Annotated in this window: 18 protein-coding genes; 6 read left to right on the top strand and 12 right to left on the bottom strand. The window is 46.2% G+C overall.

The features are described from left to right. Positions 1-149: 149 nt before the first annotated feature. From NBH07_RS04585 to NBH07_RS04600, 4 genes are all read left to right on the top strand, one after another. Positions 150-3,557 carry a TonB-dependent receptor gene (locus NBH07_RS04585; protein ID WP_005858129.1) on the top strand — a complete coding sequence of 1,136 codons (3,408 nt, stop codon included), beginning with the start codon at positions 150-152 and terminating at the stop codon, positions 3,555-3,557. A gap of 27 nt (positions 3,558-3,584) precedes the next feature. After that, on the top strand, positions 3,585-5,231 hold the full coding sequence (locus NBH07_RS04590; protein WP_009017136.1) for a RagB/SusD family nutrient uptake outer membrane protein: 1,647 nt from the start codon (positions 3,585-3,587) through the stop codon (positions 5,229-5,231). A gap of 123 nt (positions 5,232-5,354) precedes the next feature. Further along, positions 5,355-7,178 carry a DUF4091 domain-containing protein gene (locus tag NBH07_RS04595; RefSeq protein ID WP_156682400.1) on the top strand — a complete coding sequence of 608 codons (1,824 nt, stop codon included), beginning with the start codon at positions 5,355-5,357 and terminating at the stop codon, positions 7,176-7,178. A gap of 23 nt (positions 7,179-7,201) precedes the next feature. Next, complete coding sequence (locus tag NBH07_RS04600; protein ID WP_156682401.1) at positions 7,202-9,004, top strand: DUF5107 domain-containing protein; 1,803 nt, start codon at positions 7,202-7,204, stop codon at positions 9,002-9,004. A gap of 14 nt (positions 9,005-9,018) precedes the next feature. Here NBH07_RS04600 and NBH07_RS04605 read toward each other — a convergent pair whose 3' ends face one another. Continuing rightward, positions 9,019-9,597 (bottom strand): RNA polymerase sigma-70 factor, encoded by a 579-nt coding sequence (locus tag NBH07_RS04605; RefSeq protein ID WP_005858137.1) that lies wholly within the window; start codon positions 9,595-9,597, stop codon positions 9,019-9,021. 188 nt (positions 9,598-9,785) lie between these two features. Between NBH07_RS04605 and NBH07_RS04610 the strand changes: the two genes are divergently transcribed. Further along, on the top strand, positions 9,786-11,879 hold the full coding sequence (locus NBH07_RS04610; RefSeq protein WP_156682402.1) for a DNA topoisomerase 3: 2,094 nt from the start codon (positions 9,786-9,788) through the stop codon (positions 11,877-11,879). Here NBH07_RS04610 and NBH07_RS04615 read toward each other — a convergent pair whose 3' ends face one another. Continuing rightward, a complete protein-coding gene (locus NBH07_RS04615; protein ID WP_156682403.1) occupies positions 11,880-12,155 on the bottom strand; it encodes a Txe/YoeB family addiction module toxin in 276 nt (91 codons plus the stop codon). It abuts the gene before it with no gap. Positions 12,156-12,157: 2 nt separating this feature from the next. Continuing rightward, on the bottom strand, positions 12,158-12,406 hold the full coding sequence (locus NBH07_RS04620) for a hypothetical protein (RefSeq protein ID WP_156682404.1): 249 nt from the start codon (positions 12,404-12,406) through the stop codon (positions 12,158-12,160). Between the two features lie 103 nt (positions 12,407-12,509). Here NBH07_RS04620 and NBH07_RS04625 point away from each other — a divergent pair, with 103 nt between their 5' ends. After that, entirely contained in the window at positions 12,510-13,001 is a 492-nt protein-coding gene (locus NBH07_RS04625) for an NUDIX hydrolase (RefSeq protein WP_005866300.1), read from the top strand. A gap of 342 nt (positions 13,002-13,343) precedes the next feature. On the opposite strand, the gene NBH07_RS04630 is transcribed toward NBH07_RS04625, so the two are convergent. The 9 genes from NBH07_RS04630 to NBH07_RS04670 all read right to left on the bottom strand — a co-directional run bounded on the left by NBH07_RS04630 (position 13,344) and on the right by NBH07_RS04670 (position 22,633). Further along, on the bottom strand, positions 13,344-14,726 hold the full coding sequence (locus NBH07_RS04630) for a DUF1080 domain-containing protein (RefSeq protein ID WP_156682405.1): 1,383 nt from the start codon (positions 14,724-14,726) through the stop codon (positions 13,344-13,346). A gap of 149 nt (positions 14,727-14,875) precedes the next feature. Beyond that, positions 14,876-16,531 (bottom strand): SusR family glycan utilization regulator, encoded by a 1,656-nt coding sequence (susR, locus tag NBH07_RS04635; protein WP_250833468.1) that lies wholly within the window; start codon positions 16,529-16,531, stop codon positions 14,876-14,878. Between the two features lie 113 nt (positions 16,532-16,644). Further along, a complete protein-coding gene (gene glmM / locus NBH07_RS04640) occupies positions 16,645-18,033 on the bottom strand; it encodes a phosphoglucosamine mutase (protein WP_005858149.1) in 1,389 nt (462 codons plus the stop codon). Then, positions 18,030-18,602 (bottom strand): BamK family beta-barrel-assembly machinery protein, encoded by a 573-nt coding sequence (bamK, locus tag NBH07_RS04645; RefSeq protein WP_005858151.1) that lies wholly within the window; start codon positions 18,600-18,602, stop codon positions 18,030-18,032. Before bamK ends, glmM begins: the two co-directional genes overlap by 4 nt. A gap of 52 nt (positions 18,603-18,654) precedes the next feature. Further along, on the bottom strand, positions 18,655-19,704 hold the full coding sequence (locus tag NBH07_RS04650; protein WP_005866290.1) for a DHH family phosphoesterase: 1,050 nt from the start codon (positions 19,702-19,704) through the stop codon (positions 18,655-18,657). A gap of 38 nt (positions 19,705-19,742) precedes the next feature. Further along, positions 19,743-21,029, bottom strand: a complete 1,287-nt coding sequence (locus NBH07_RS04655) for a ComEC/Rec2 family competence protein (protein WP_005858154.1) — start codon at positions 21,027-21,029, stop codon at positions 19,743-19,745. 32 nt (positions 21,030-21,061) lie between these two features. Then, positions 21,062-21,712: a ribulose-phosphate 3-epimerase gene (rpe, locus tag NBH07_RS04660; RefSeq protein WP_008779587.1), complete on the bottom strand. Its 651-nt coding sequence runs from the start codon at positions 21,710-21,712 to the stop codon at positions 21,062-21,064. Positions 21,713-21,790: 78 nt separating this feature from the next. After that, entirely contained in the window at positions 21,791-21,964 is a 174-nt protein-coding gene (locus tag NBH07_RS04665; protein ID WP_005858156.1) for a hypothetical protein, read from the bottom strand. Between the two features lie 75 nt (positions 21,965-22,039). Beyond that, positions 22,040-22,633: an RNA polymerase sigma factor gene (locus tag NBH07_RS04670; RefSeq protein ID WP_005858157.1), complete on the bottom strand. Its 594-nt coding sequence runs from the start codon at positions 22,631-22,633 to the stop codon at positions 22,040-22,042. Positions 22,634-22,715 lie beyond the last annotated feature (82 nt).

Consider the following 22,715-nt stretch of genomic DNA (forward strand, 5'->3'; position numbering starts at 1 on the left):
GCCACATAAAAAAGGGAAACCGACCTCTGACCTTCGATCTCCCTTTATCTTTCCCGATATGTACACCCTTGGATTGGACCCCCTTGGAGATTACATAAATCGGACTGTTTTTAAAAGTGTATAAAAACAACCTTTAAACATACAAAATTATGAACTTTCCAACTATTACTAGGAATAATTGGATGTGTTGTTCTATTATTTTAGTTTTTTTAGCGTTAGGCTCCCCTGAACCTCTGCAAGCGCAAGAAAATCAGAAAGAAAGAATAACAATTCAAGTCAAAAACCAACCCATACAGAAAGTCTTTGATGATTTGTCGAAGCAGACAGGATTAAAATTTTTCTATGGAGAAGCCATCGCGAACCGGAACGTACAGGTTAACCTAAAGTTCAAAAACGCTCCCGTCAACAGCGTATTGAACGAGATCACCCGGCAAGCCAATCTTTATTTTAAGCGGGAGAATAACACGATAGCCGTCAGTCTCGGAAACGCGGGCAACGCCTCCGTTCCGGTGACGCAAGACCGAAAAGTGACCGGTATCATTACAGATGAACGGGGCGAACCGATCATCGGAGCGAATGTCGTGGTAAAAGGTACGTCAAATGGTACAGTTACCGACCTGAACGGTCAGTACAGCATCGAGGCGAACGGTAAATCGATCCTACTCATATCCTACATCGGCTATTTATCGGAAGAAGTGGCCGTAGGCAACAACAAAACCCTCAATATCCAGCTAAAGGAAGACACCCAGAAGCTTGATGAGGTAGTCGTGATCGGTTACGGAACACAGAAACGAAGCAATCTTTCCGGAGCGATCTCGAAAATATCCTCCGAGGTAATCGACTCTAAGCCGGTTACAAATGTCCTGTCCGCCTTGCAAGGAGAAATTCCCGGTATGGTCGTTCAGCGAACATCCGGACAACCGGGTAACGAGGAATTCGACTTGAACGTGCGTGGCGCCTCCTCCACGAACGGAGGGAATACCCCGCTAGTCTTGGTCGACGGAATCCCCGGGGATATGAATATGATCAACCCGCAGGATATCGAGGCTATATCGGTATTGAAAGATGCCTCAGCCTCCATATATGGTTCCCGTGCCGCCGGAGGTGTTGTATTAATCACGACTAAGAAAGGAAAGAGCGGAGCACCGAAACTTACTTACAACGGGAACTTGGCGATCACGAAAATGACCGGAATCATGAAAGCCCCGACAAATTATGAGATGGCGATTATGGATAACGAGGCGAACATACACAACGGTGCCGCCCCACTCTATACCCAAGAGCTTCTGGATCGCATCTTAGCGAACGATCCGAACCCTATCGACCATCCCACCCAACCCGGCTGGAAGCTCTTTTTCACGAACACGGACTGGATGGACGAGTTGCTGACCAATGGCGTACAACATCGCCATAACCTAACAATCTCCGGTGGAGGCGAGAAGTCTAACTATTACCTATCCGCCGGCTACAGCAAACAATTTGGCGTGGTAAAATATGCAGACGATAATAATACCAAATACAATCTGCGTATGAATTATGATTATCGATTGGCAAAGTGGCTAAAATTAGAGACAAAGGTATCTTTGGATAACCAGAAACGTACGGACATAGGAAGTAATGGCGCTTGGGTGATCGGCGAGGCGATGTTTGATATGCCGAACTTCCCGATCTATAACGCCAACGGAGAGTTCTTCACGCAAGGAGGCTGGAGCAACGCGATAGCGCTGGCCAAGGAAAGCGAGACCGCCACGTTCAATACCCGGGAGATGAACGGTAACTTTAGATTGATCGCCGATATCACGGACGGACTCGTGTTTAACGCTCAAGTGGGCTTAAACTACAAAAACAAGAATAACGAGGATATAGCGAAAGCCATCCCGCTCTATACATGGGACGGTGACATCAATTATTATACGGGAGCAGGTAGTCCCGAACAATCCGCTGTAGATCGTACGACCGAGGAAACCATCTATCAAAATTATACGGCTTACTTGAATTATAATAAGAACTTCGGACTGGATCATCATTTAGATGCCATGTTAGGTATGGCTTATGAGGCAGAAGAGGTCCGTATGTTCATGGCACGCCGAGATAATTTCATCACAGACGAATTATGGGAACTCAACCTTGGTGGCACCGGAAATATGAAGAACGACGCCAAAGCTGAACATTGGGCGACAAGCTCGGCTTTCGCCCGTATCGGATACAGCTTCAAGAATAAGTATATCTTGGAGACAAACTTCCGCTACGATGGTTCCTCCCGCTTCGCCCCGGGTAACCGTTGGAGAATGTTCCCCGGCGTATCCGCTAGCTGGCGTATCTCTCAAGAGGAATTCCTAAAGAGCTCTAAGGTATTCAACGAATTGAAACTAAGAGCTTCTTACGGACAAACAGGTAATCAAGAAGGTATTCGTCTATACGATTATATCCAGTTGCTAAAATTCAGGGACGACGGTTGGGGAACTAAATTGACCTATCCTTTCGGCAGCGGTTCACAAACACAAGCGATGGGGCTGGATGTCTTAGCCGGCGTAAATCGCACATGGGAGATCTTGGAGAATATCAACGCAGGTATTGATGCCGCTTTCTTAGACTCCCGCTTAGGATTCTCTTTCGACTACTTCGTGAAGATGAACAATAATATGTTGATCCCCGTAACTTATCCCAGTATGCTAGGGGCAACTCCCCCGGATACGAACTCGGGCAAATTGCGTACGAATGGCTTCGAGCTTACCTTAAACTGGACGGACAAAATCGGTAATGTCGAATATTCCGCACAATTCCAATTGAGCGACGCTAAGAACAAGCTCGTGGAATACGGAGGCTCGGACACTTATGAGCTAGGCTTGAACAAGACGAGAGAAGGATATCCCATCAACTCCTATTTCGCCTATGTATATGATGGCGTAGTCAAGGACCAAGCGGATCTGGACGCTTACAAGAAGCTGGAAGGCGTACCCTCTAATATCGGTATCGGCGATGCCAAATTCAAGGATCTGAACGGCGATGGGAAAATCTCCACTTACGGTGATAAGGAAGGGGACGACGGCGACGCTAAGTATGTCGGCTCAACCACTCCCCGATATACATTCGGATTAAACTTGGGTGCCAAGTGGAACAACTTTGATATCAGCGTATTCTTCCAAGGAGTCGCTAAACGCACCTTGTTCCGTGAAGGTGAGTTCTCCATGCCTTGGAGCGACTGGTGGAGATATCCGCCTCAGTTCTATTACGGGCAAACCTGGAATGAGGATCGTCAAGACGCATATTATCCTCGTCTGACCCACGGCGATATCAGGCATTGGAACTACCAAGCGTCTACGATGCAAAAGATCAACGCCGCTTACGTACGCCTAAAGAACATCCAGATCGGATATACCCTGCCGAAAAGCTTATTGCAGAAGATCGGTATCGAGCGGACCCGTTTTTATGTAAGCGGACAAGACTTATTCGAGATACACGGGGTAAAAGGCGGTTGGGACCCAGAGTCTGACACCGGAGGTTTCAACTATCCGTTCCAACGTTACTACTCATTTGGTATCGACTTGACTTTCTAAGGTTTTCTATTTAATAAAACGAATATTATGAAACGATTCAATATAATTATCACGTTATCCGCCACCTTAGGACTATTCAGTTGTGAGCTGGATAAAATGCCAATGGATCAAGTGTCGGACGCTGTATTCTGGCAAAAGCCGGCCGACTTTGAATTGGCCGCCAACGATTTCTATTTTGGGCTCCAAGAGGTCTCCCAATATATAGACATGAACTCGGATATCGCCTTTGGTTCCGGCACGAACGATGTCAGCGACGGTTCCTATCTGGCCCCGGTCAACTCGGATGATTGGGACAACCCATGGAAATTTGTCCAATCTACCTCTTATTTGCTTAAGAAAGCGGAGGAATCCGGTTTGTCGGACGAAGAGATCGGACGTTGGAAAGCAGAAGCGCATTTCTTCCGTGCCTACAACTATTGGAAATTGGTGAAAACTTATGGAGGAGTACCCAAGATAGACATCCCGTTAAATACCTCCTCGGAGGAACTTTACACACCTCGTTCCAGCCAACAGGAGATCATCGATTTTATTATCGAGGACTTGGATAAGGCCATTCCTCTCCTTCCGAAGCAAAGCGGACTGACCGCTGAGGAATTAGGACGTACCACGCAAGGGGCGGCATTAGCTCTCAAGGCCCGTGCGGCCTTGTTCGAAGGAACTTGGCAAAAATACCACGGGATGGCGGACGCAGGCAAATACCTCGACCTAGCTATCCAAGCGGCCCAAGCCATTGTCGATTCCAAGGAGTATGAACTATATCGCGAGAAAGGAGAACTCAGTTACAAATATCTTCATATCCTAGAAGGCGACGACAGCAAGGAAGTCTTGTTGGCAAGACGGTATTACAAATTGAGAGCGACTCATAACTGGACCCGGGAACTATTATTAGGTGCCATGGTACCGACAAAGAACCTTGCGGACGTATACCTTTGTACCGATGGTTTACCTATCGATAAATCCAAGTTGTTCAAAGGATTCCAAACCCAGACAAGCGAATTTGAGAACCGGGATTCCCGGATGGCGCAAACGTTTGTCGTACCCGGTAGCGAGATATTCTCGGAAGGGGGCGGATGGGCAACCGTAGAGCCGGGATTCATCGGTAACAATTCTACCCGGACCGGATACATGATCCGCAAGTTTATGGATGAAACGCTTGATGCCGTACAATTCATTGGGGAATACGATTTCAAGGAATTCCGTTACGGAGAGGTCCTATTAATCTTGGCCGAGGCTTTATACGAGAAGAACGGACAGATCACGGACGAGCAATTAGACCTGACCATTAATGACCTGCGAAACCGGGCGAATATGCCTCGCTTGACCAATGCGTTTGTAGCTACGAACGGACTGAATATGCAGGAAGAGATCCGGCGTGAGAGAACCGTGGAACTGGCATTCGAAGGATATCGCCGGGACGACCTACGTCGTTGGGGCACGGCGGAAACGGTTCTTCCCCTTGCGATCCGTGGCGTGAAATTCGTGGGTACGGAGTATCAACAGAAATTCCCGGAGTTGGTGATCGGGCAGGATATACAGGTGGATAGCGATGGCTTTATCATCGCCCAACCCGCATCCGCCCGCAAGTTCCAGACACCGAAGCATTGGCTGTCACCGATACCTTTGCAACAGGTACAATTGTCGAAAGGAACCTTGGAACAGAATCCGGGCTGGTAAGGGTTTTTCCAAGAATAAGCGACTATATATATGAGGGTAGGCCCTACCTATACGAGAAGGTAGGGCCTACCTATCCGGGAGGGGAATCCCATTTAAATATGAATTATCTTAAATTTTTATAGCATGAAGAAATACTTTTTAGCGGTAGCTAGTTTTTTTATTTATTCTCATATCAGTCTAGGCCAAGTGTATCCGGGGCAGATGGATTCCACGTTTGTCCCTGTACGGAGTCATCACTATGACCCGGAGTTAACATTTGATTTTTGCGTGAATGAACCCGCTTGGAGCAATCAGGCGGGTATCCATTCCGCCTTCGGATCGACCGACCGGCTTTATTTCCGGAAGGAAGTACCCGTAAACCATGACAACGATTTATCATCTTCCTACTCTACGACCGTTTGGAGGGGGGAAAGAGCGAATGCCCAGATATTGGTATGGTCGTCAGAAGCGTTGGAACAAGTACGTGTCTCTACGCAGGACTTGAGGAGCGCCGAGGGAAACATCATCCCGAAAGATCGGATTACCTTCGAGTTGGTGCGTTACGTATTGTCCAATTATCCGTATGCCGAGAAAAAAGCCATCTGCGGGGAATCTCCCTACAAATCCGGTTTCCTGATGCCAGACCGTTTCGAGACGCTGGACCGCTTCGATCTCCCTTCCCAAACCACCCGTCCGGTATGGATGATGGTGGATGTGCCGAGAGGAACCGTTCCCGGCACGTATAAAGGACAGGTGGAGGTGCGGGCGAAAGGCAAGGCTCCTCAACTATTGAATCTGGAGATCGTGGTGCAAAACCAGTTTCTCCCCTATCCGAAAGACTGGAAATACCGTCTGGACCTATGGCAGAACCCGTGGGCCGTGGCATGGTACAATCACGTGGAACCGTGGTCACCAGAACATAAAATGCTTCTCAAGCAGCATTTGAAGCATTATGCCGATGCGGGTGGTACCTACATCACGACTTATGGAGTACATTCTCCTTGGTCCGATAACTCCTATATGATCGAGGGGGGTATGATCGAGTGGATCAAGAAAGCAGACGGCACATGGGCCTTCGACTACAAGATCTTCGACGAGTACGTAGAATTAGCAATGGAATGTGGCATCGACGAGGCAATCACCCTCTATACCCCGATTCCTTGGGGATTCCGTCACCGCTATAAGGACGAGGCTACGGGCGATTATTCTTATATCAACTGGGCGCCAAGCTCAGAGGAATTCAAGAAGATGTGGAATATCTTCCTCACGGATTTCAAGTTCCACCTGGAAGCTAAAAGCTGGTTGGACATCACCTATATCGGAATCAACGAGAATCCGATGGAAGAGACCTTAGCGGCTATCCATGTCGTGCGCAACCATGATAAATGCTGGAAGATCACTTACGCCGGCAATTGGCATAAGGAATTGGACGGACTGCTGGACGATTATTCTTTCCTTTACGGAGAGGAACCTACCATCGCCGAGCAAAAGGCACGGGCCGCCACCGGACGCACGTCCACCGTATACGTATGCTGTAACCCGCCGATCCCGAACAACTTCGTGTTCTCACCTCCTATCGAGGGACGTTGGATCAGTTGGTATGTAATGGCGTATGGGTACGACGGCTTCTTGCGATGGGCTTACGACGCTTGGCCGGAAGATGCCGATCGCGACGCACGTCATGGCTCTTGGGCAGCAGGCGATTGCTACATGGTATATCCGGGAGGCAAAAGTTGCATCCGCTTCGAGAAAATGAGAGAAGGTATCGTGGATTTCGAGAAGGTCCGTATCTTACGGGAACTGACCGCCCAATCGGGTAACGCTCAAGCTCAAGGCTTATTGAAGCAGCTAGACCAACATTTGTCTATCTTCCCGAAAGAGAAAGAGTTCGATGAGAACAAGATCTCGGCGGATGTACGTAAGGGTAACCTCATCATCCGTCAACTGTCCGATCTTTTGGCGAAATAATGGGCTTATATAGCAGGAAAGACATGAAAGCATATCGTTTAATCCTATCACTCATGGCAAGCGTAGCCGCAGGGCCGGCCTTCTCGCAAACAACAGGTGTTGTTTGCGAGAAGTTCGACCAGATACAGCTGACGCACGTATTGACGCCCACCGGCCCGCTACCGACCGCCTTGGATCCGAATGGCGTATACCCCTATATGAGTTATAGCGAGACCTCAAATCGTCCGGTGCCTAAAAGGTACCGGATGATCTCGCTAGAGAACAAGAAAGTCAAGGCTATCATCTGCCCCGATCTTTGCGGGAAAGTAATATCCCTCACTCACAAGGAGAGCGGCAAGGAGGTCTTGTACAGACCGGACGTAATCAAATACACACGGATATTACCCCGCTTCTATTTCGTGGCCGGGGGGATCGAGGTCAGTTTCCCGATCTCCCACTCTCCCACGCAAAATGAGCCGGTGCTTTACCAGATCGATCACACAGAAGACCGCACATATGTAACATGCGGAGAACGGGAACCTCATTACGGTATGCAATGGTCCGTAGAATATTCCTTAGGAGATAAGGACGAGTGCCTTACACAAAGGGTTGTTTACTACAACCCGGGAAAGCAAGCCTATCCATGGATGTCATGGTCCAACGCCGCCCTTCCTTGCGCACCGGATACCCAATACGATTTCCCGAACGGGACCGTATTATCCCATGCCTCCACGTTGGACACAATCGACTGGAAAACCGAAGGAACCCATCACGAACGGGATATCAAAGAGATGACCGGCTACTTCTGGAAAACGAAAGACGTGAATGCTTTCGGGGCCTACACTCCCTCCTTGGGCAGCGGGCTCTATCATATCGCCGACGAATCCAGTACGCCCGGTATCAAGCTATGGAGTTATGGCGTAGCCGGCGACAAGGAATGGTCCATGCTCAGTACCCCCGACCGGCAGCCTTACGTAGAAATCCAAGGTGGCCCGATCAGCGACCAATCTATCAAGCTCGAATTGCGTCCCGGCGAGAAAAAGAATCACGTAGAATATTGGATACCGACAGATCATCCTTTGGATATCTATTCCTTAAAGGTTCCGGCATTAAGGCTTCGCCCGATTGATCGCATCCCGCTATTCGACTGGGCCCGGAAGAATGAATCTTCCATCTGGATCGCCTTAGCCGATGCCTATAAGAATAAGTCCACGCTTCCCGCCGCCCCCTATCCGGAAGACGGGCAGTGGGCTCCATCCGGCATGGAAGATCTGGACGATGCTTTTCGTTGGGCGATCCAAATATCTCCCCGGCCGGAACGGGATTATTGGCAATTCCACTATGGGACTTGGTTGGCTGGAAGAGAACGTGTAGAGGAGGCGATCGAACAACTATCCATTCCGGATATCGATCTGGCGAAAGCTTTATTGGCAAGGCTATATGTTCGTCGGCAGGCGTGGGAAAAGGCGAGAGATACTTACGCCGCTATCCCCGAGACCTCGTGGTTGAACCTACATCCCCAGTTGGTTATCGAGCGGGATAAAGTATTAAAGAAGTTTGGAACAGAGGCTTTATCGGAACGGGAAAAATGGCTGGATAAGATAAACGCGTCCTCTGATGAATGGGTGGTCGAGCGAAAGGTACAGCTACTGATTGATAAGAAGCAATATCAAGAAGCCAAGGATTTATTACTATCCACCCGTTTCCAGAAAGTGCATCAAACTTACACCCGTACGGGACTTTGGGAACAGATCAACGAAGGCTTGGGCCTCTCCCCGCAACCTGTACCGGAACAACTCGGCGAGGATCGCTTAGCCCGGTTCGGTGCCTATCGGGAATATGAATAAAGGGAGGTGTGTGTTTAGAGCAGTAGCTTCATATAAGTCTCCGCATATTTAGCCAGAAACGCCCGGATCACTTTCAAGGCCGTAGAGATATGTTGTTGTACCGTATATACCGAGATACCCAAACTGTCGGCTATCTCCTTATGGGATTTCATATCTTTACGGCTCATATCAAAAACCCTTTTTTGTTGTGGGGTCAACGTTTCAAGCGCCTTATCCAACAATGCGTTTAAATCCGTATCCAATACCGAGTCCTCCGTCTCGTTCGTGCTATCCAATGAGGCGGACCGTATCTTATCCCTCAGCTCCAACTCACGATCCAGTCCCGCCAACAGGTTTAAGATCCGATTTTTCACGATCGTATACACATACGGGCCAAAAGGTACATTCGGGTTCAAGAAACGGCGATTTTGCCAAATAGAGGCGAAAGCATCCTGAAAAACATCTTCCGCCATATCCCGGGATTTAAGGAATTTCAAGGAAAACCACATCAAGCGATCCTTATACAGGGCATATAATTCACAAAAGGCCGACTCGTCCCCTTCTAGCAAGTCCGCCACAAGCCTTCTTTCTTTCTCTGAATCAATGTCTGCCATTCGACTTATTCTCCCACTTCGATTACATAGGTTCAAATGTATGCAAAATTCCCAAAGGTAAAAACAAATTGAACCAAAATCAGCAACTCCATCATACAGCTTTATAAACTCGCGATAACAAACATCTTTGCTCATTCGGAAATAATCATGTATTTTTGTCTGTTCATTTAAGAAAGGATGATGTATTGATGAAAGTTTGTATCGCCGAAAAGCCGAGTGTGGCCCGGGAAATCGCGGAAGTATTAGGGGCAACCCAACGAATGAATGGGTATATCGAAGGAAACGGATATCAGGTAACTTGGACATTCGGGCATTTGTGTACCCTGAAAGAACCGCATGAATACGCGGAGAACTGGAAACGCTGGAGTCTGGGGTCGCTACCTATGATCCCTCCCCGGTTCGGTATCAAACTAATCGAGAATCCTACGTATGAGCAACAATTCAAGGTAATCGAGAGCCTGATGCAAAATGCCGAGATGGTCATTAACTGCGGTGATGCCGGCCAAGAGGGAGAGCTGATCCAACGCTGGGTCATGCAAAAGGCAGGTTGTAAATGCCCGGTCTACCGCCTTTGGATCTCCTCGCTTACGGAGGAGGCGATCCGGGAAGGTTTCCAAAAACTCAAAGAACAGACGGAATTCAATAAGTTATATGAGGCCGGGCTATCCCGTGCCATCGGTGACTGGTTGCTGGGGATGAACGCCACCCGCCTTTATACCTTGCGCTACGGGCAGAACCGGCAGGTATTATCGATCGGCCGTGTGCAAACCCCGACGCTCGCCTTGATCGTAAACCGGCAAGCCGAGATCGACAATTTCAAGCCGGAACCCTATTGGGAATTAAAGACCATTTACAGGAATACGACTTTCTCCGCCACGAAAGGTAAGTTCACGAAGAAAGAGGAAGGCGAGGCTTTTCTGGAGAAGGTAAAGGAACAGGATTTCACCGTTACCAGTATCACCGAGAAGAAAGGGAAGGAATTCGCCCCTCGCCTATTCGACTTGACCTCGTTGCAGGTGGAATGTAATAAGAAATTCGCGTTTACGGCGGACGATACCCTAAAGCTGATCCAATCGCTCTACGAGAAGAAGGTGACAACCTACCCGCGTGTCGACACGACTTTCCTTAGTGATGATATTTATCCGAAAGTTCCCAATACCTTGAAAGGGCTGGTGGATTATACGGAGCTTACCGCTCCTTTGATGAATCAGAAATTGCCGAAGAGCAAGAAGGTGTTCGATAACTCGAAGGTTACCGATCACCATGCGATTATCCCTACCGGAGTCCCCGCCCGCAATCTTACGGATACGGAACGGAAGGTGTACGATTTGGTAGCCCGTCGTTTTATCGCCGCCTTTTATCCGGATTGCGAGATATCGACCACTACGGTCTTGGGCCAAGTGGATAAGGTGGAATTCAAGGTGACCGGAAAGCAAATCCTCAAACCGGGTTGGCGTGTCGTATTCGGAGCCGAGCAGAAAGATCCGGAGGCTGAACCTATCGAGGAAGAAGGCGTATTGCCCGATTTCGTGAAAGGAGAAAGCGGCCCGCATAAACCGATCTTGAAAGAGACTTGGACCCAGCCTCCGAAACCCTATACGGAAGCTACTTTATTGCGGGCGATGGAAACCGCCGGTAAATTAGTGGATAATGACGAGCTGCGGGATGCCTTAAAGGAAAACGGTATCGGCCGTCCTTCTACCCGTGCGGCGATCATCGAGACTTTATTTAAGCGTAATTATATACGGAAGGAGCGCAAGAATCTTTATCCCACCGCTACCGGCGCGGAATTGATCGGCACGATCCATGAGGAACTGCTGAAAAGCGCGGAGTTGACGGGTCTTTGGGAGAAGAAGCTTCGCCAGATCGAGCGGGGAACTTATGAGGCCCGTACTTTCCTTGATGAGTTGAAGCAGATGGTAAACGAGGTCGTCATAAACGTTCTTTCCGACCAAACCCGGCGAACGATCACGATTGAGGATACGTCTAAAGTAGCTAAAGAAGAAGCTCTCAAAGACGAACCTAAGGAGAAAAAGGAAAAGAAACCTCGTAAGCCCCGTGCCAAGAAAGAGAAAACGGAGGCTGCTCCTAAATTGGAGCTTCCACCAACGGAAAAGCCCGTTTGCCCCATCTGTCACAAAGGCTCTATCCTCCGGGGCAAAACCGCTTATGGCTGCTCTGAATACAAGAATGGATGTACGTTCCGCTTGGATTACGCCACGTATGGAAATCTATTGACGGATGAGGAATTAAGCGCGGTTATCAATAAACTAAAGCCTTGATCACTTATCACCGTAATGCTCTTTCGCTTGGACAACCGTAACGATTACCCGCTCTTCCTCCACCGCATAGATCAAGCGATCCTTCTTATTGATCCTCCGCGACCAGTAGCCGGACCAATTATCTTTTAATGGTTCGGGCTTGCCGGTTCCGGTATACGGATGTTCATACAGTTCCTCAATCAAAGCGTATATTTTCTTCAAACTAGCCTTATCTCCGGCTCTTCTAAAAGACTCTATATCTTCTAAGGCTTGCTTGGTCGGTATAACTTCATACATAATCACTTCAATAAAAGTTCTTCCCACATCTCTTTTGTCAACTCTACCACTTCCCCATTCTCCCTTTGCTTCACAGATCGTCTGAAATGCTCAAGGTTCGCCGGGTTCGTGAAGAAAGGATCTTCCTTGGGAGTCGTGATACGCTTCAGGGCTGCTTTCGCTTTCTTTACCAACTCCATATCGTCAAGATCCAGCACTATACGGGCCAGTTCCGCTTTCTCGGCCTCCAAGGCCATCATCGCTTTTGTCATAGTTAATCCTCCTATTAATTAGTTATTTGCAAAAGTAGTAATTATTTTCAGCGAACCAAACTTGTTTATTCTTTATCTTCGCGCCACATAAACGATTTAAAATATGAGAACAGAATGGTTTCCTCTGGTAAACGAGGAGGGTGAGACGATCGGAAAGGCTACTCGCAAGGAATGTCATAGCGGAAGTAAGTTGCTACATCCCGTAATCCATTTACATATCTTTAATAAGGATGGAGATCTATATCTCCAAAAACGTTCCATGAACAAGGATATACAACCGGGAAAGTGGGACACGGCCGTAGGTGGGCATATTGATTATGGAGAAAGCGTGGAAGAGGCCCTGCGCCGTGAGGTTCGTGAGGAATTGGGCATTACTGATTTTACGCCTGTCTTCATCAAACGTTATATATTCGAGTCTTCCATAGAGAAGGAATTGGTAAACAGCTTCCGGACCACTTACGATGGCCCCATCACCCCCGATCCCGAGGAACTGGACGGAGGACGTTTCTGGCCGATCGAAGAGATCAAAGAGAATCTGGGGAAAGGCGCATTCACCCCGAATTTCGAAAAGGAATTCACCGCTATTTTCCTATAAGATAAAACGCTACACTTCAGCTAGAATAGTTATTCAAGAGCCTGTTCATTCTTCGTAAGATACAGTTACATTCTACAAACTACGGCGTAAACCGTACAGACCACGACGTAAACTATACAATCCATGCTGTGGTCTGTACGGTTCACGCCGTGCTTTGTAGAATGTAACTATATATGATTATCTTTATATATAGTAAATAAAATGTTTTGTCCTATAGTAATCGATCTATTATATTATAGCTGTAACCCCATATGTATCTTACCTCGAAACCTAACAATCTTTGCCTAAAGCACTAATACCTCTACCTTAAATCTAATGTTTGTTCAGACCTTAAAACTAATCTTATATATTAATGTGTGGTTTATACATATCTTGCGCTGTCAAACCGCATTCCTTTTTCATACGGATACAATAATCGAGCGTTCCTACCTCCGGCGTGATATTGTTGGAACCGAACGTGAACTTTACACCCGCGGCTTTCGCTTTCCGAATGATCGCTTTATTCGGAATATGATAAAGCTCGTTTATCTCCAAAGCCTTTCCGCTTTTTGCCAAGGCATCCACGAAGCGAGCGATACGCTCTTCTGTCCAAAATAGATCATATCGGTCACTCATCGCGTCGGGAAGGAAACAGGAATTCACGTACATATCGACCGGCTCTTCCAAGACAGAACAGATACGGTCCAACATCATATCCATATATGCTTGCTCATCATCGATAATCACTTCCTTGTTTACCCATAGGTGCGTACGCCGCCCCTTATGATCCAGAAACGTCATGGCATCGGTAAACACATAGTCAAAGCTGTTGCGGGCCGCCTCCGAAAAGGTTGTTACCCACTCACGTCCTTCCGCTTGCATAGCCAAGATAAAGGGTTGGGTACGCATGGTATCCAGATAATTATACAACTCCGTATCGTTCGTGATCGAGAAGCCGATGCCACAATTGATAGCCAAGCCATAATTAACACCCGTCTGGCGTGACTGCCGTGCGGCTACTTCCTTCGTCAATCCACCTTTTAAATGAACATGATAATCAAGCACGGGGAAGTCCTCTTGATGCAAACGAATAATCTCGTCCGTCTGCTCATCCACGGCATTCGCCCATTGAGCGGGAATGTCTATTCCTTTCGCGCTGAACGCCTCTAAAGAGATATTCTTAAACTGAAGATTTCCACGTCCCGTACCCACCAGCGAGATCGTACCTTGGGATAACAATGCTTTAGCGTTCTCCTTCAAACGGAAAGGTTTGGAAGGCTCTATATATTCTACGACAGTCTCACCATTAATCCGCACCCGGACAAGCCGTCCTTCTACCCGGATATTCATCTTGAACCATTCGTTCTCTTTCACGAAACTCTTCGTCAGGTTCCGGACCGACACCAAGCTACCCGTCATCCGCCACCAAACCGGATCTTCCCGATCGTTGTTCAAGGCGATACGGTATCCTTTACGATCCGTAGCGTCCGTATGGATACCAATATAACCTTTGCCACCGGTCGTGGTACGTACATCCATATCTAACTCGAAGTTCGTATAGCCTTTGCCATCGTTCAACAAAGCACGGGCGTTGGAACCGGCCAACGTAAGGACATCATTTTGTATGACCACGACGCCGGATGTCTTCCATGCGTTGTGATCGACCGTATCGGATACGTTCTCTTTCGTAAATCCCGTGAACACCAAACAGGCGATCACGGCGGCAATCATTAATTTAATCTTCATGGCATCTCTTTTTAAAAGTTATGCCGCAAATGTATCCGGGAATAAGAAGCAAAAAGAAGATTGATATAAAAATGTAGACAGTACGATCCGCTATCCTATTAAATACAAATCAGTTAATAAAGATCACTATCCTAAAAAATGTAGATTGATTATAACGGATTCCGGTTAACCCCGATCCTCATCACCCAACCTTCAAACTCATCACGAGGCACTAACGCCTTATTACGTACCTTGGTCCGGTAGTTATAGATCGTACTCAACGAACAACGAAGAAAAGCGGCTATCCTTACGCTATCCGTAACTCCCAACCGCATCAAGGCGAATATACGAAGTTCCTTATTCAACAGATCCTCCGATTTCAAGACGATACGTTCCTCGGGCTGCAACAAAGCGTTGAAGTCCTTGACAAACGTAGGATATAATCCAAGAAAGATTCGATCGAAGTTGACATAAAGCGTTTCCACCTCATTCTCCACCATACGGGTCGAACGGAGCATCTTGAATAACTCGTCCAACTGTTTATTCATCGCCTTCTTCTGTAGCGATTTCTGGTAATCCTCCAGTTTATTAATATAGGTGGAGCAGAGATCGAGGAAATGAGCGATGTATTCCTCCTTGATATGGTTTGACTCCGATAGCTGTATATTTCGCTCTTGCAATAAATTATTCGTCTCGCTTATCTCTCCATTCAACTTTACCAAACAGGCATTGGTATTAACCAGCTCTTCTCGTATCGCTGAGATCTTCCGCATCTGCCTATACACATAGGCAAGAGAAAGGATCAGAAAGAGCGTCAATAGGCTGATCGACAAGAAATAAGTCATCAATTGCCTTTTGCCCTGAGCTTCCCGTGTCTGATAGGAAGCATTAATGATAGGATAGAATTTAGAGATCTCATTCATGCGGAACTGTATATTGCAAGTAACGGCACCTTCTATAGCTAGCTGCGCATATTTAAGGGCATTGGATAGATCACCACTTTCATAATAATTCAACGCCAGCTTTTGGATAGAACCACTATCCAAGAAGGCCCTCTTGATATCGGCGATAACCGACAAGGTATAATAGTCTCGGGCGAGATCGGTACGCCCATCCATATCATAAACATCTCCCAGCAGATAAGTGATCATCGCGAAATTCGGGTTATACCGCTCCTCTTTCTCCAATAAAGGGATGAGCACCTTCTCCGCAGACCTCGCCTGTCCGTGAGCCAGATATTTCTGCGCCAGATTTATCTTATACCGATAAGAGACCGTATCTAAGACAGACAATAACGAATCCTTGTATAAATCAAGTTGTTTCCTATATTCAAAAGAATCCAGATTCGTACTGTAATAAGAGAAAAACGAATAATAAGCCTCATAGAAATCCTGTTTCTGCTCTTTAGACAGCAATTCACGGTCTATGCTTCGCAACAGACTTTCCGACTCACGGTACATCCCGGAGAAAGCATAAAGCGTAGCCAGTCGTAAGCGGGAAGTATAGATGCGTGCCGTATCCTTCATAAATGACGCTATCTCCATATTCCGCTTTATGTAATAGATGGCCGAGTCTTGTTGTATTTTCTTGAATTCCTCGTATAATTGGTGGTTGATCTCATATTCCTGCCACAACGATATCTTGCTCAAGAGAAACATGTCCTTTAGCTGCGTGATCCGTTGCTCCCGTTGCTGCAGATAAAAAGATCTATTCAAAACAGCTTCATCCAACTCCTTGGCCAACGTGTCCCCTCTCAGCCCTCCCCATGCGAAGACCTGAACCATCCCGACAATTAGAAATAAGATTACCTTTATTAGTTTATTCATTACACGAACTGAGAATTATCCAAAAGAAAAGGGTTCAGTCAAATCAACAGAGCATAAATAGCTTACCTCGGCTGAAGACTGAACCCAATATTTTAAAACGCCCCGAAAGGGTGTTATTTACACATCTCGTTGATGATCTGTATTAATTGACCGCCTAATTCCTCGGCTTCCTCCATCGTATGGGCCTCAGAGTAGATACGGATGATCGGTTCCGTATTGCTCTTACGCAAATGGACCCATTTATCCGGGAAATCGATCTTTACGCCGTCGATATCCGTAATATCGTATTGAGAGAACTTCTCTTTTACTTTCGCTAAGATAGCGTCCACGTCGATCTCCGGCGTTAACTGAACTTTTTGCTTGGAGATGAAATACGGAGGATAAGAAGCCTTCAACTCGCTCGTCTTCATCTTCTTCTTTGCCAGATGAGTCAGGAACAAGGCGATACCCACCAAAGCGTCGCGTCCGTAATGGCTGGCCGGATAGATCACTCCACCGTTGCCCTCACCACCGATCACGGCATTCGTAGCCTTCATCTTGGTAACCACATTTACCTCGCCTACAGCGGCGGCATTATATTCGCAGCCATGAGCACGGGTAACGTCGCGAAGCGCACGGCTTGAGCTCAGGTTACTTACCGTATTACCCGGTGTATGACTTAATACGTAGTCACTGACAGCGACCAAGGTGTATTCCTCGTTGAACATCTCGCCATTCTCGCAGATAATCGCCAAACGGTCTACGTCCGGATCTACTACGAAACCGACATCCGCTTTCGCATGTCCCATCAAATCGGAGATCTCTGTCAAGTTTTCCGGAATGGGTTCCGGATTATGAGAGAAGTTTCCATGAGGAGCGCAATGCAGCTTGAAGATTTCCTTCACGCCCAACGCATATAATAAATCAGGGATCACGATACCGCCTACGGAGTTCACGCAATCGATAGCTACACGGAAATTAGCGGCCTTAATAGCCTCCACGTCCACGAGATCCAGATTCAAGACGCTCTCGATATGTTTTTGCTTATAAGTCGCATTCGGGATTACCTTGCCCAAATGATCCACGTCGGCGAACTCGAAGTCCTCGGCGGCAGCTATGCGTAATACCTCAGCCCCCTCAGCGGCATTCAAGAACTCACCTTTCTCATTCAAAAGCTTCAAGGCATTCCATTGCTTCGGGTTATGACTGGCGGTAAGGATAATACCTCCGCAAGCCCCTTCCATAGCTACGGCTAACTCGGTTGTCGGGGTCGTGGCCAGATCGATATCCACCACATCGAATCCCATGCCGGTAAGCGTTCCTAGGACGACTTGTTTTACCATCGGACCGGAGATACGTGCGTCACGCCCTACAACGATCTTATTGGTCTCCACTTTTGTGTTTTTTCGGATGAATGTAGCATAAGCGGCTACAAACTTAACAATAGCTAACGGATTCAATCCGTCTTCCGGGCTACCGCCTATTGTACCGCGAATACCGGAAATAGATTTAATTAGTGTCATAAGTTTTCTTCAAATATATATTCTAGAATTTCGTAATATACAGGTTGACCGTTTGATTGATCATTATAGGCTCCTCTTTTGAAAGGCACTATCATTTTCACTTTAGCCCGATCTCCAACATACTTCAAAGGCTCTTGCATTCCCTCACTTACATAATAATAAGAGGGATCATAAGGTGAATTCTTCGAATAATCCCCATATGTAAAAGCGATAGGAGAAGTTCCATTACTATGCGGGCCATAGTTCTCAATAGCGACAATAGTAGAATCCATGAAGTAACTCATCTTACAACGGTACAACATTTTCGTCTTATATTGCACCGCTCTCTGATCGCTTCCCTTATCAATAATATTCAAATAGACACCATTATCCAAGAGCACAAACTGATTTTCCTTAAATACGCTATCAGCAGGAAAATCATCTAAGATCTCAAGGCCCTTATCATCGATAAAACGCTCGATTGCCTTTTTCTCATCTTTCAACATATCCGTGTACGACTTTGTCTTGCTACAAGAGATAGCAACTAATGCGGCACACAGAATCAACAGGATATTAAAACCTTTCTTCATTTGTTAGTCTTTAATTGAATGAATCGCAAATGTAAATAATCTTCGTCAAACCTTACGCATGTTTGCCTAAATCTTCTGATTTATTAGGATTAAATTCCTGTAAACCTTTCTCAAACACGGCTACGGCCTCAGATAAAGAGCCATAGAACTCACCTCCGGACGCATTTTTATGTCCACCCCCGTTGAAATAAGTAGAGGCAAACTGGTTGCAAGGGAAATCGCCCACAGAGCGAAGCGATACCTTTATATAATCGCTGTCCTCACGAATAAAGACACTAAAGCTTACGTTCTCTATGCTTAACGGCAAGTTCACGAAACCTTCCGTATCTCCTGTCTGGTACTGAAAACGATCCAGTTCCTCTTTCGATAACGTGATAAGAGCCGCCTGTTGTTCCGGATAGACCCTCATCTTCTCATACAACACATATCCCATCATACGTAAACGACACTCGGAATAGACCTGATTCACCTTACGATAGATCAAATCCTTATCAATCCCCTTCTTGATCAATTCGCTGACGATCGTATAAATCTCCGGTTTATTCGAATTATAGGTGAACGATCCCGTATCCGTCATCATACCCGTATAGATACAAGCGGCGGCATCCCGATTCAATAAATCAAACATCCCCATACGACAAATAAAACGGAAAATCATCTCACTGGTAGAAGACATCTCCGGATACGACATCGTCACACGGCAAAAATCCGCGGGGTTCAAATGATGATCAATCATCACCTTGCGGCCTTCTGAGGCGATCACCGCCGGAGCCAGTTTCTCGATACGTTTGGGTTCATTGAAATCGAGGCAGAAAATAACATCCGCTTCCTTGATCAATTTCTCGGCGAAATCCGGATATTTCTCATGTATCACGACATCCTTAGCGCCCGGCATCCATCTATAAAAAGAGGGAAATGCGTTCGGTACCACTACCGCTACATTATCCTTACCGTAAGCGGATAGGAAATGATATAAACCAAGGGATGAACCTAATGCGTCGCCGTCTGGTGAGACATGCGTCACGATAACAAAACTCTCGCCTTTCTCTACGTATTTTTTGGCTTTCTGAATCTTCTCTTCTTGAATGATTTTAGTGATCATATAATCTTTTTGTTTTCACCCCCAAAGGTACGACTTTTTTAGTTTCCGGCTATCAAAAAAAGTTCAATAAGGATCTTTACTGATATTATTAACAAAAGGGTTAAGGCGGCTAACAAAACTTTTGGTTCCCGTATCTTCATATATATCAAGCATAAAACAAGAAACCCATAACCTCCTAGCATCTCAAAGAAGCTAAAACGACCCGTAATCGTCGCATAAGGCATAACGCTAAACACGTCCACTACCCTTACCATGCCATGAACCAGCCCTTCTACGATCTTCTGTATCCAGTCATATCCATAGAAATCCACCGGATAGCCTAACCACAAAAAGGCAAAAGGAATCAAAAACATAGCCAAGAGAGTGACCGGTAGATTCGTAAACAAGAAAACTGTCGAAAATTGTCCAAAATAATAAAAACAGAGCAAAGCAGTACCTATCTGTGCAGCAATAGACACCGTAATCCATTCCCAAGGCATGGCCAACAAAGGATTTCTCACCACTATCCATTCCTTGAAACGAGGCACTAGGAATAAAATAAAAAACACAGCCAAATAGCTTAACTGAAAACCGACATCAAACAGATAATACGGATTATAGGCCAGCATACAGAAAGCGGCGGCGGCCAATGTATTATATCCATCCGTAACACGCCTAAGCGCCCTTCCTGTTAAATATAAAGATAGCATCAAGGCTGCCCGTACCGCCGAGGGCGCTAATCCTGTGATAAAGACAAACCCCCAAAGACTTCCCACCAGAATGATATAACGAACCCAACGTCCTATCCCCCATCTTGGCATAAACGAGCAAAAGAAAGATAAGAATCCACAAATCACGGCAACATGAAAACCGCTCACCGCTAATATATGAGACACGCCCGCCAAAGAGAAGCGCCTTTTCGTTTCCCGACTCATCGCTTTCTTATATCCCAATGTCAATGTAGCCAAAATAGATTTCTCCTCATCAGATAAACGCAAACGATCAAATGTATTTACCAAAGAATATTGAGCCTTGGTAGCCAATAAATCTAAAGAAGAAGCAGGCTCATTTACAAGCGCTATACGCCGGTCACTATACCAACAGACCTCAACCGCCAAACATACAATCAAAACGGAGACTATAGCTCCCCATATCCAACGGGAATCGTATTGCAACTCAGCATGCCCTTGCCCCCACGAGAACCCCAAAAAAAGAAAAACCAAAGCAGATAAAACCCCTAAAACATATAGGAGCGAAGAGGCAGGTAAAAACGCATAGCATAAAATTCCGGTTATCCATAAAAAAAGCGGCCGTACAAAAGGCCGCTTTTGTATTTCCTCAATCATGATAGTTAGGTTTTGTGATATATTAATGTGTTCTACAAAGCTTTCAAGTCTTTAATTGTTTGTATCGGATCTGGAGATTTGAATACGAAGTTACCGGCGACTAACACATTGGCACCGGCGTCAACCAAGCGCTTCCCCGTCTCTAAATTCACCCCGCCATCTACCTCGATCATAGTACTCAATCCCTTCCGGTCTATCATTTCTCGTAAACGAGCCACCTTATCTACGGAATGCTCAATGAAACGTTGACCACCAAATCCCGGATTCACGGACATCAATAAAACCATGTCCACATCTTGGATAATATCTTCCAATAAGCATATGGGCGTATGCGGATTCAAGGTGACACCCGCTTTCATGCCCGTTTCCTTAATAGCCGCTACCGTCCGATGCAAATGGGAACATGCCTCATAATGCACGTTCATCATATAGGCTCCCGTAGCCGCCACTTCGGGGATAAACTTCTGGGGCTCCACGATCATCAAGTGCACATCCATCGGCTTCTGGCATATAGGCTTTAATGCGTTAAGTACCGGGAAACCAAACGAGATATTCGGCACGAATACCCCATCCATAATATCCAGATGCAACCAATCGGCGTCACTTTTATTTATCATCTCCATCTCCTTCCGCAAATCCAGAAAATTAGCGGAAAGCAGGGAAGGCGCTATCAAATGCTTCATAATCTTGTCTTTTGTTTTTACAAAAGTACACAAAAAAAGAAAGAGAACCTAATAATATAGATTCTCTTTCCGTAATTCTTAGTTCAACACATACCCGCAGAGCTCCGGACGTACAGCCGGTTCCGCTTGATAAGCCCTCGCAAACTGTTTCAAGAAATCCATCGTTTGCTTCCGAGGCGAACTTTTCGCCTCCGGGGCACTTTTCACTTTTTTCTCCAAATCATCCATGCATTGCGTAGAAAGCTTCCTCATAGGCACCTCTATTTTTATCTTGTTTGCTAATAAAACGTAGGGACCTAAGACTTATTGCATGGAAAGAAAATTATTTTACACCATAGATAGCTCGATACGGTTCTCATCGGCCATACGGCGCATATTCAAGATAGCGTAACGCATACGCCCTAAGGCCGTATTGATGCTAACCCCCGTGATATCGGCGATTTCCTTAAAACTAAGGTCTTGATAGTAACGCATCTCCAACACTTCACGCTGGTTATCCGGCAAATGCTTTACCAATTTCTTCACGTCAGACAATACTTGATGGCGCACGATATTATCCTCTATCGTACCATCGCAAAGCTTGATATTATTAAATAAGTCGATTTCTACCTCATCATTCGAGATCGTGTTTTCGCAACGTTCTTGACGGAAATTATCGATAATCAAGTTATGGGCAATACGAGTAATCCATGCCTTAAACTTGCCGTTCTCAGTATAGCGACCTTGTTTTATAGTCATGATAACCTTCACGAAGGTCTCTTGAAAGATATCCTCCGTAAGCTCTTTGTTACGTACTATGAAATAAATGTAAGAATGAATGCTACTTTTGTATCGATTTAATAAAATATCGAAAGCGGCATTATTACCTTCTGCATAAAGGACAACCAATTCCTCGTCGGTCATCATTTTTAAAGTCTTCATTACTTTCACATTTTTAGTTTATTCGAGTAATGTTTATGCTATAGGCGATGGGGTTTAACTGTTATACAATGTTATTTATGGA

Source organism: Parabacteroides sp. B2-S-102, assembly GCF_023656665.1.
Taxonomy (GTDB): domain Bacteria; phylum Bacteroidota; class Bacteroidia; order Bacteroidales; family Tannerellaceae; genus Parabacteroides; species Parabacteroides distasonis.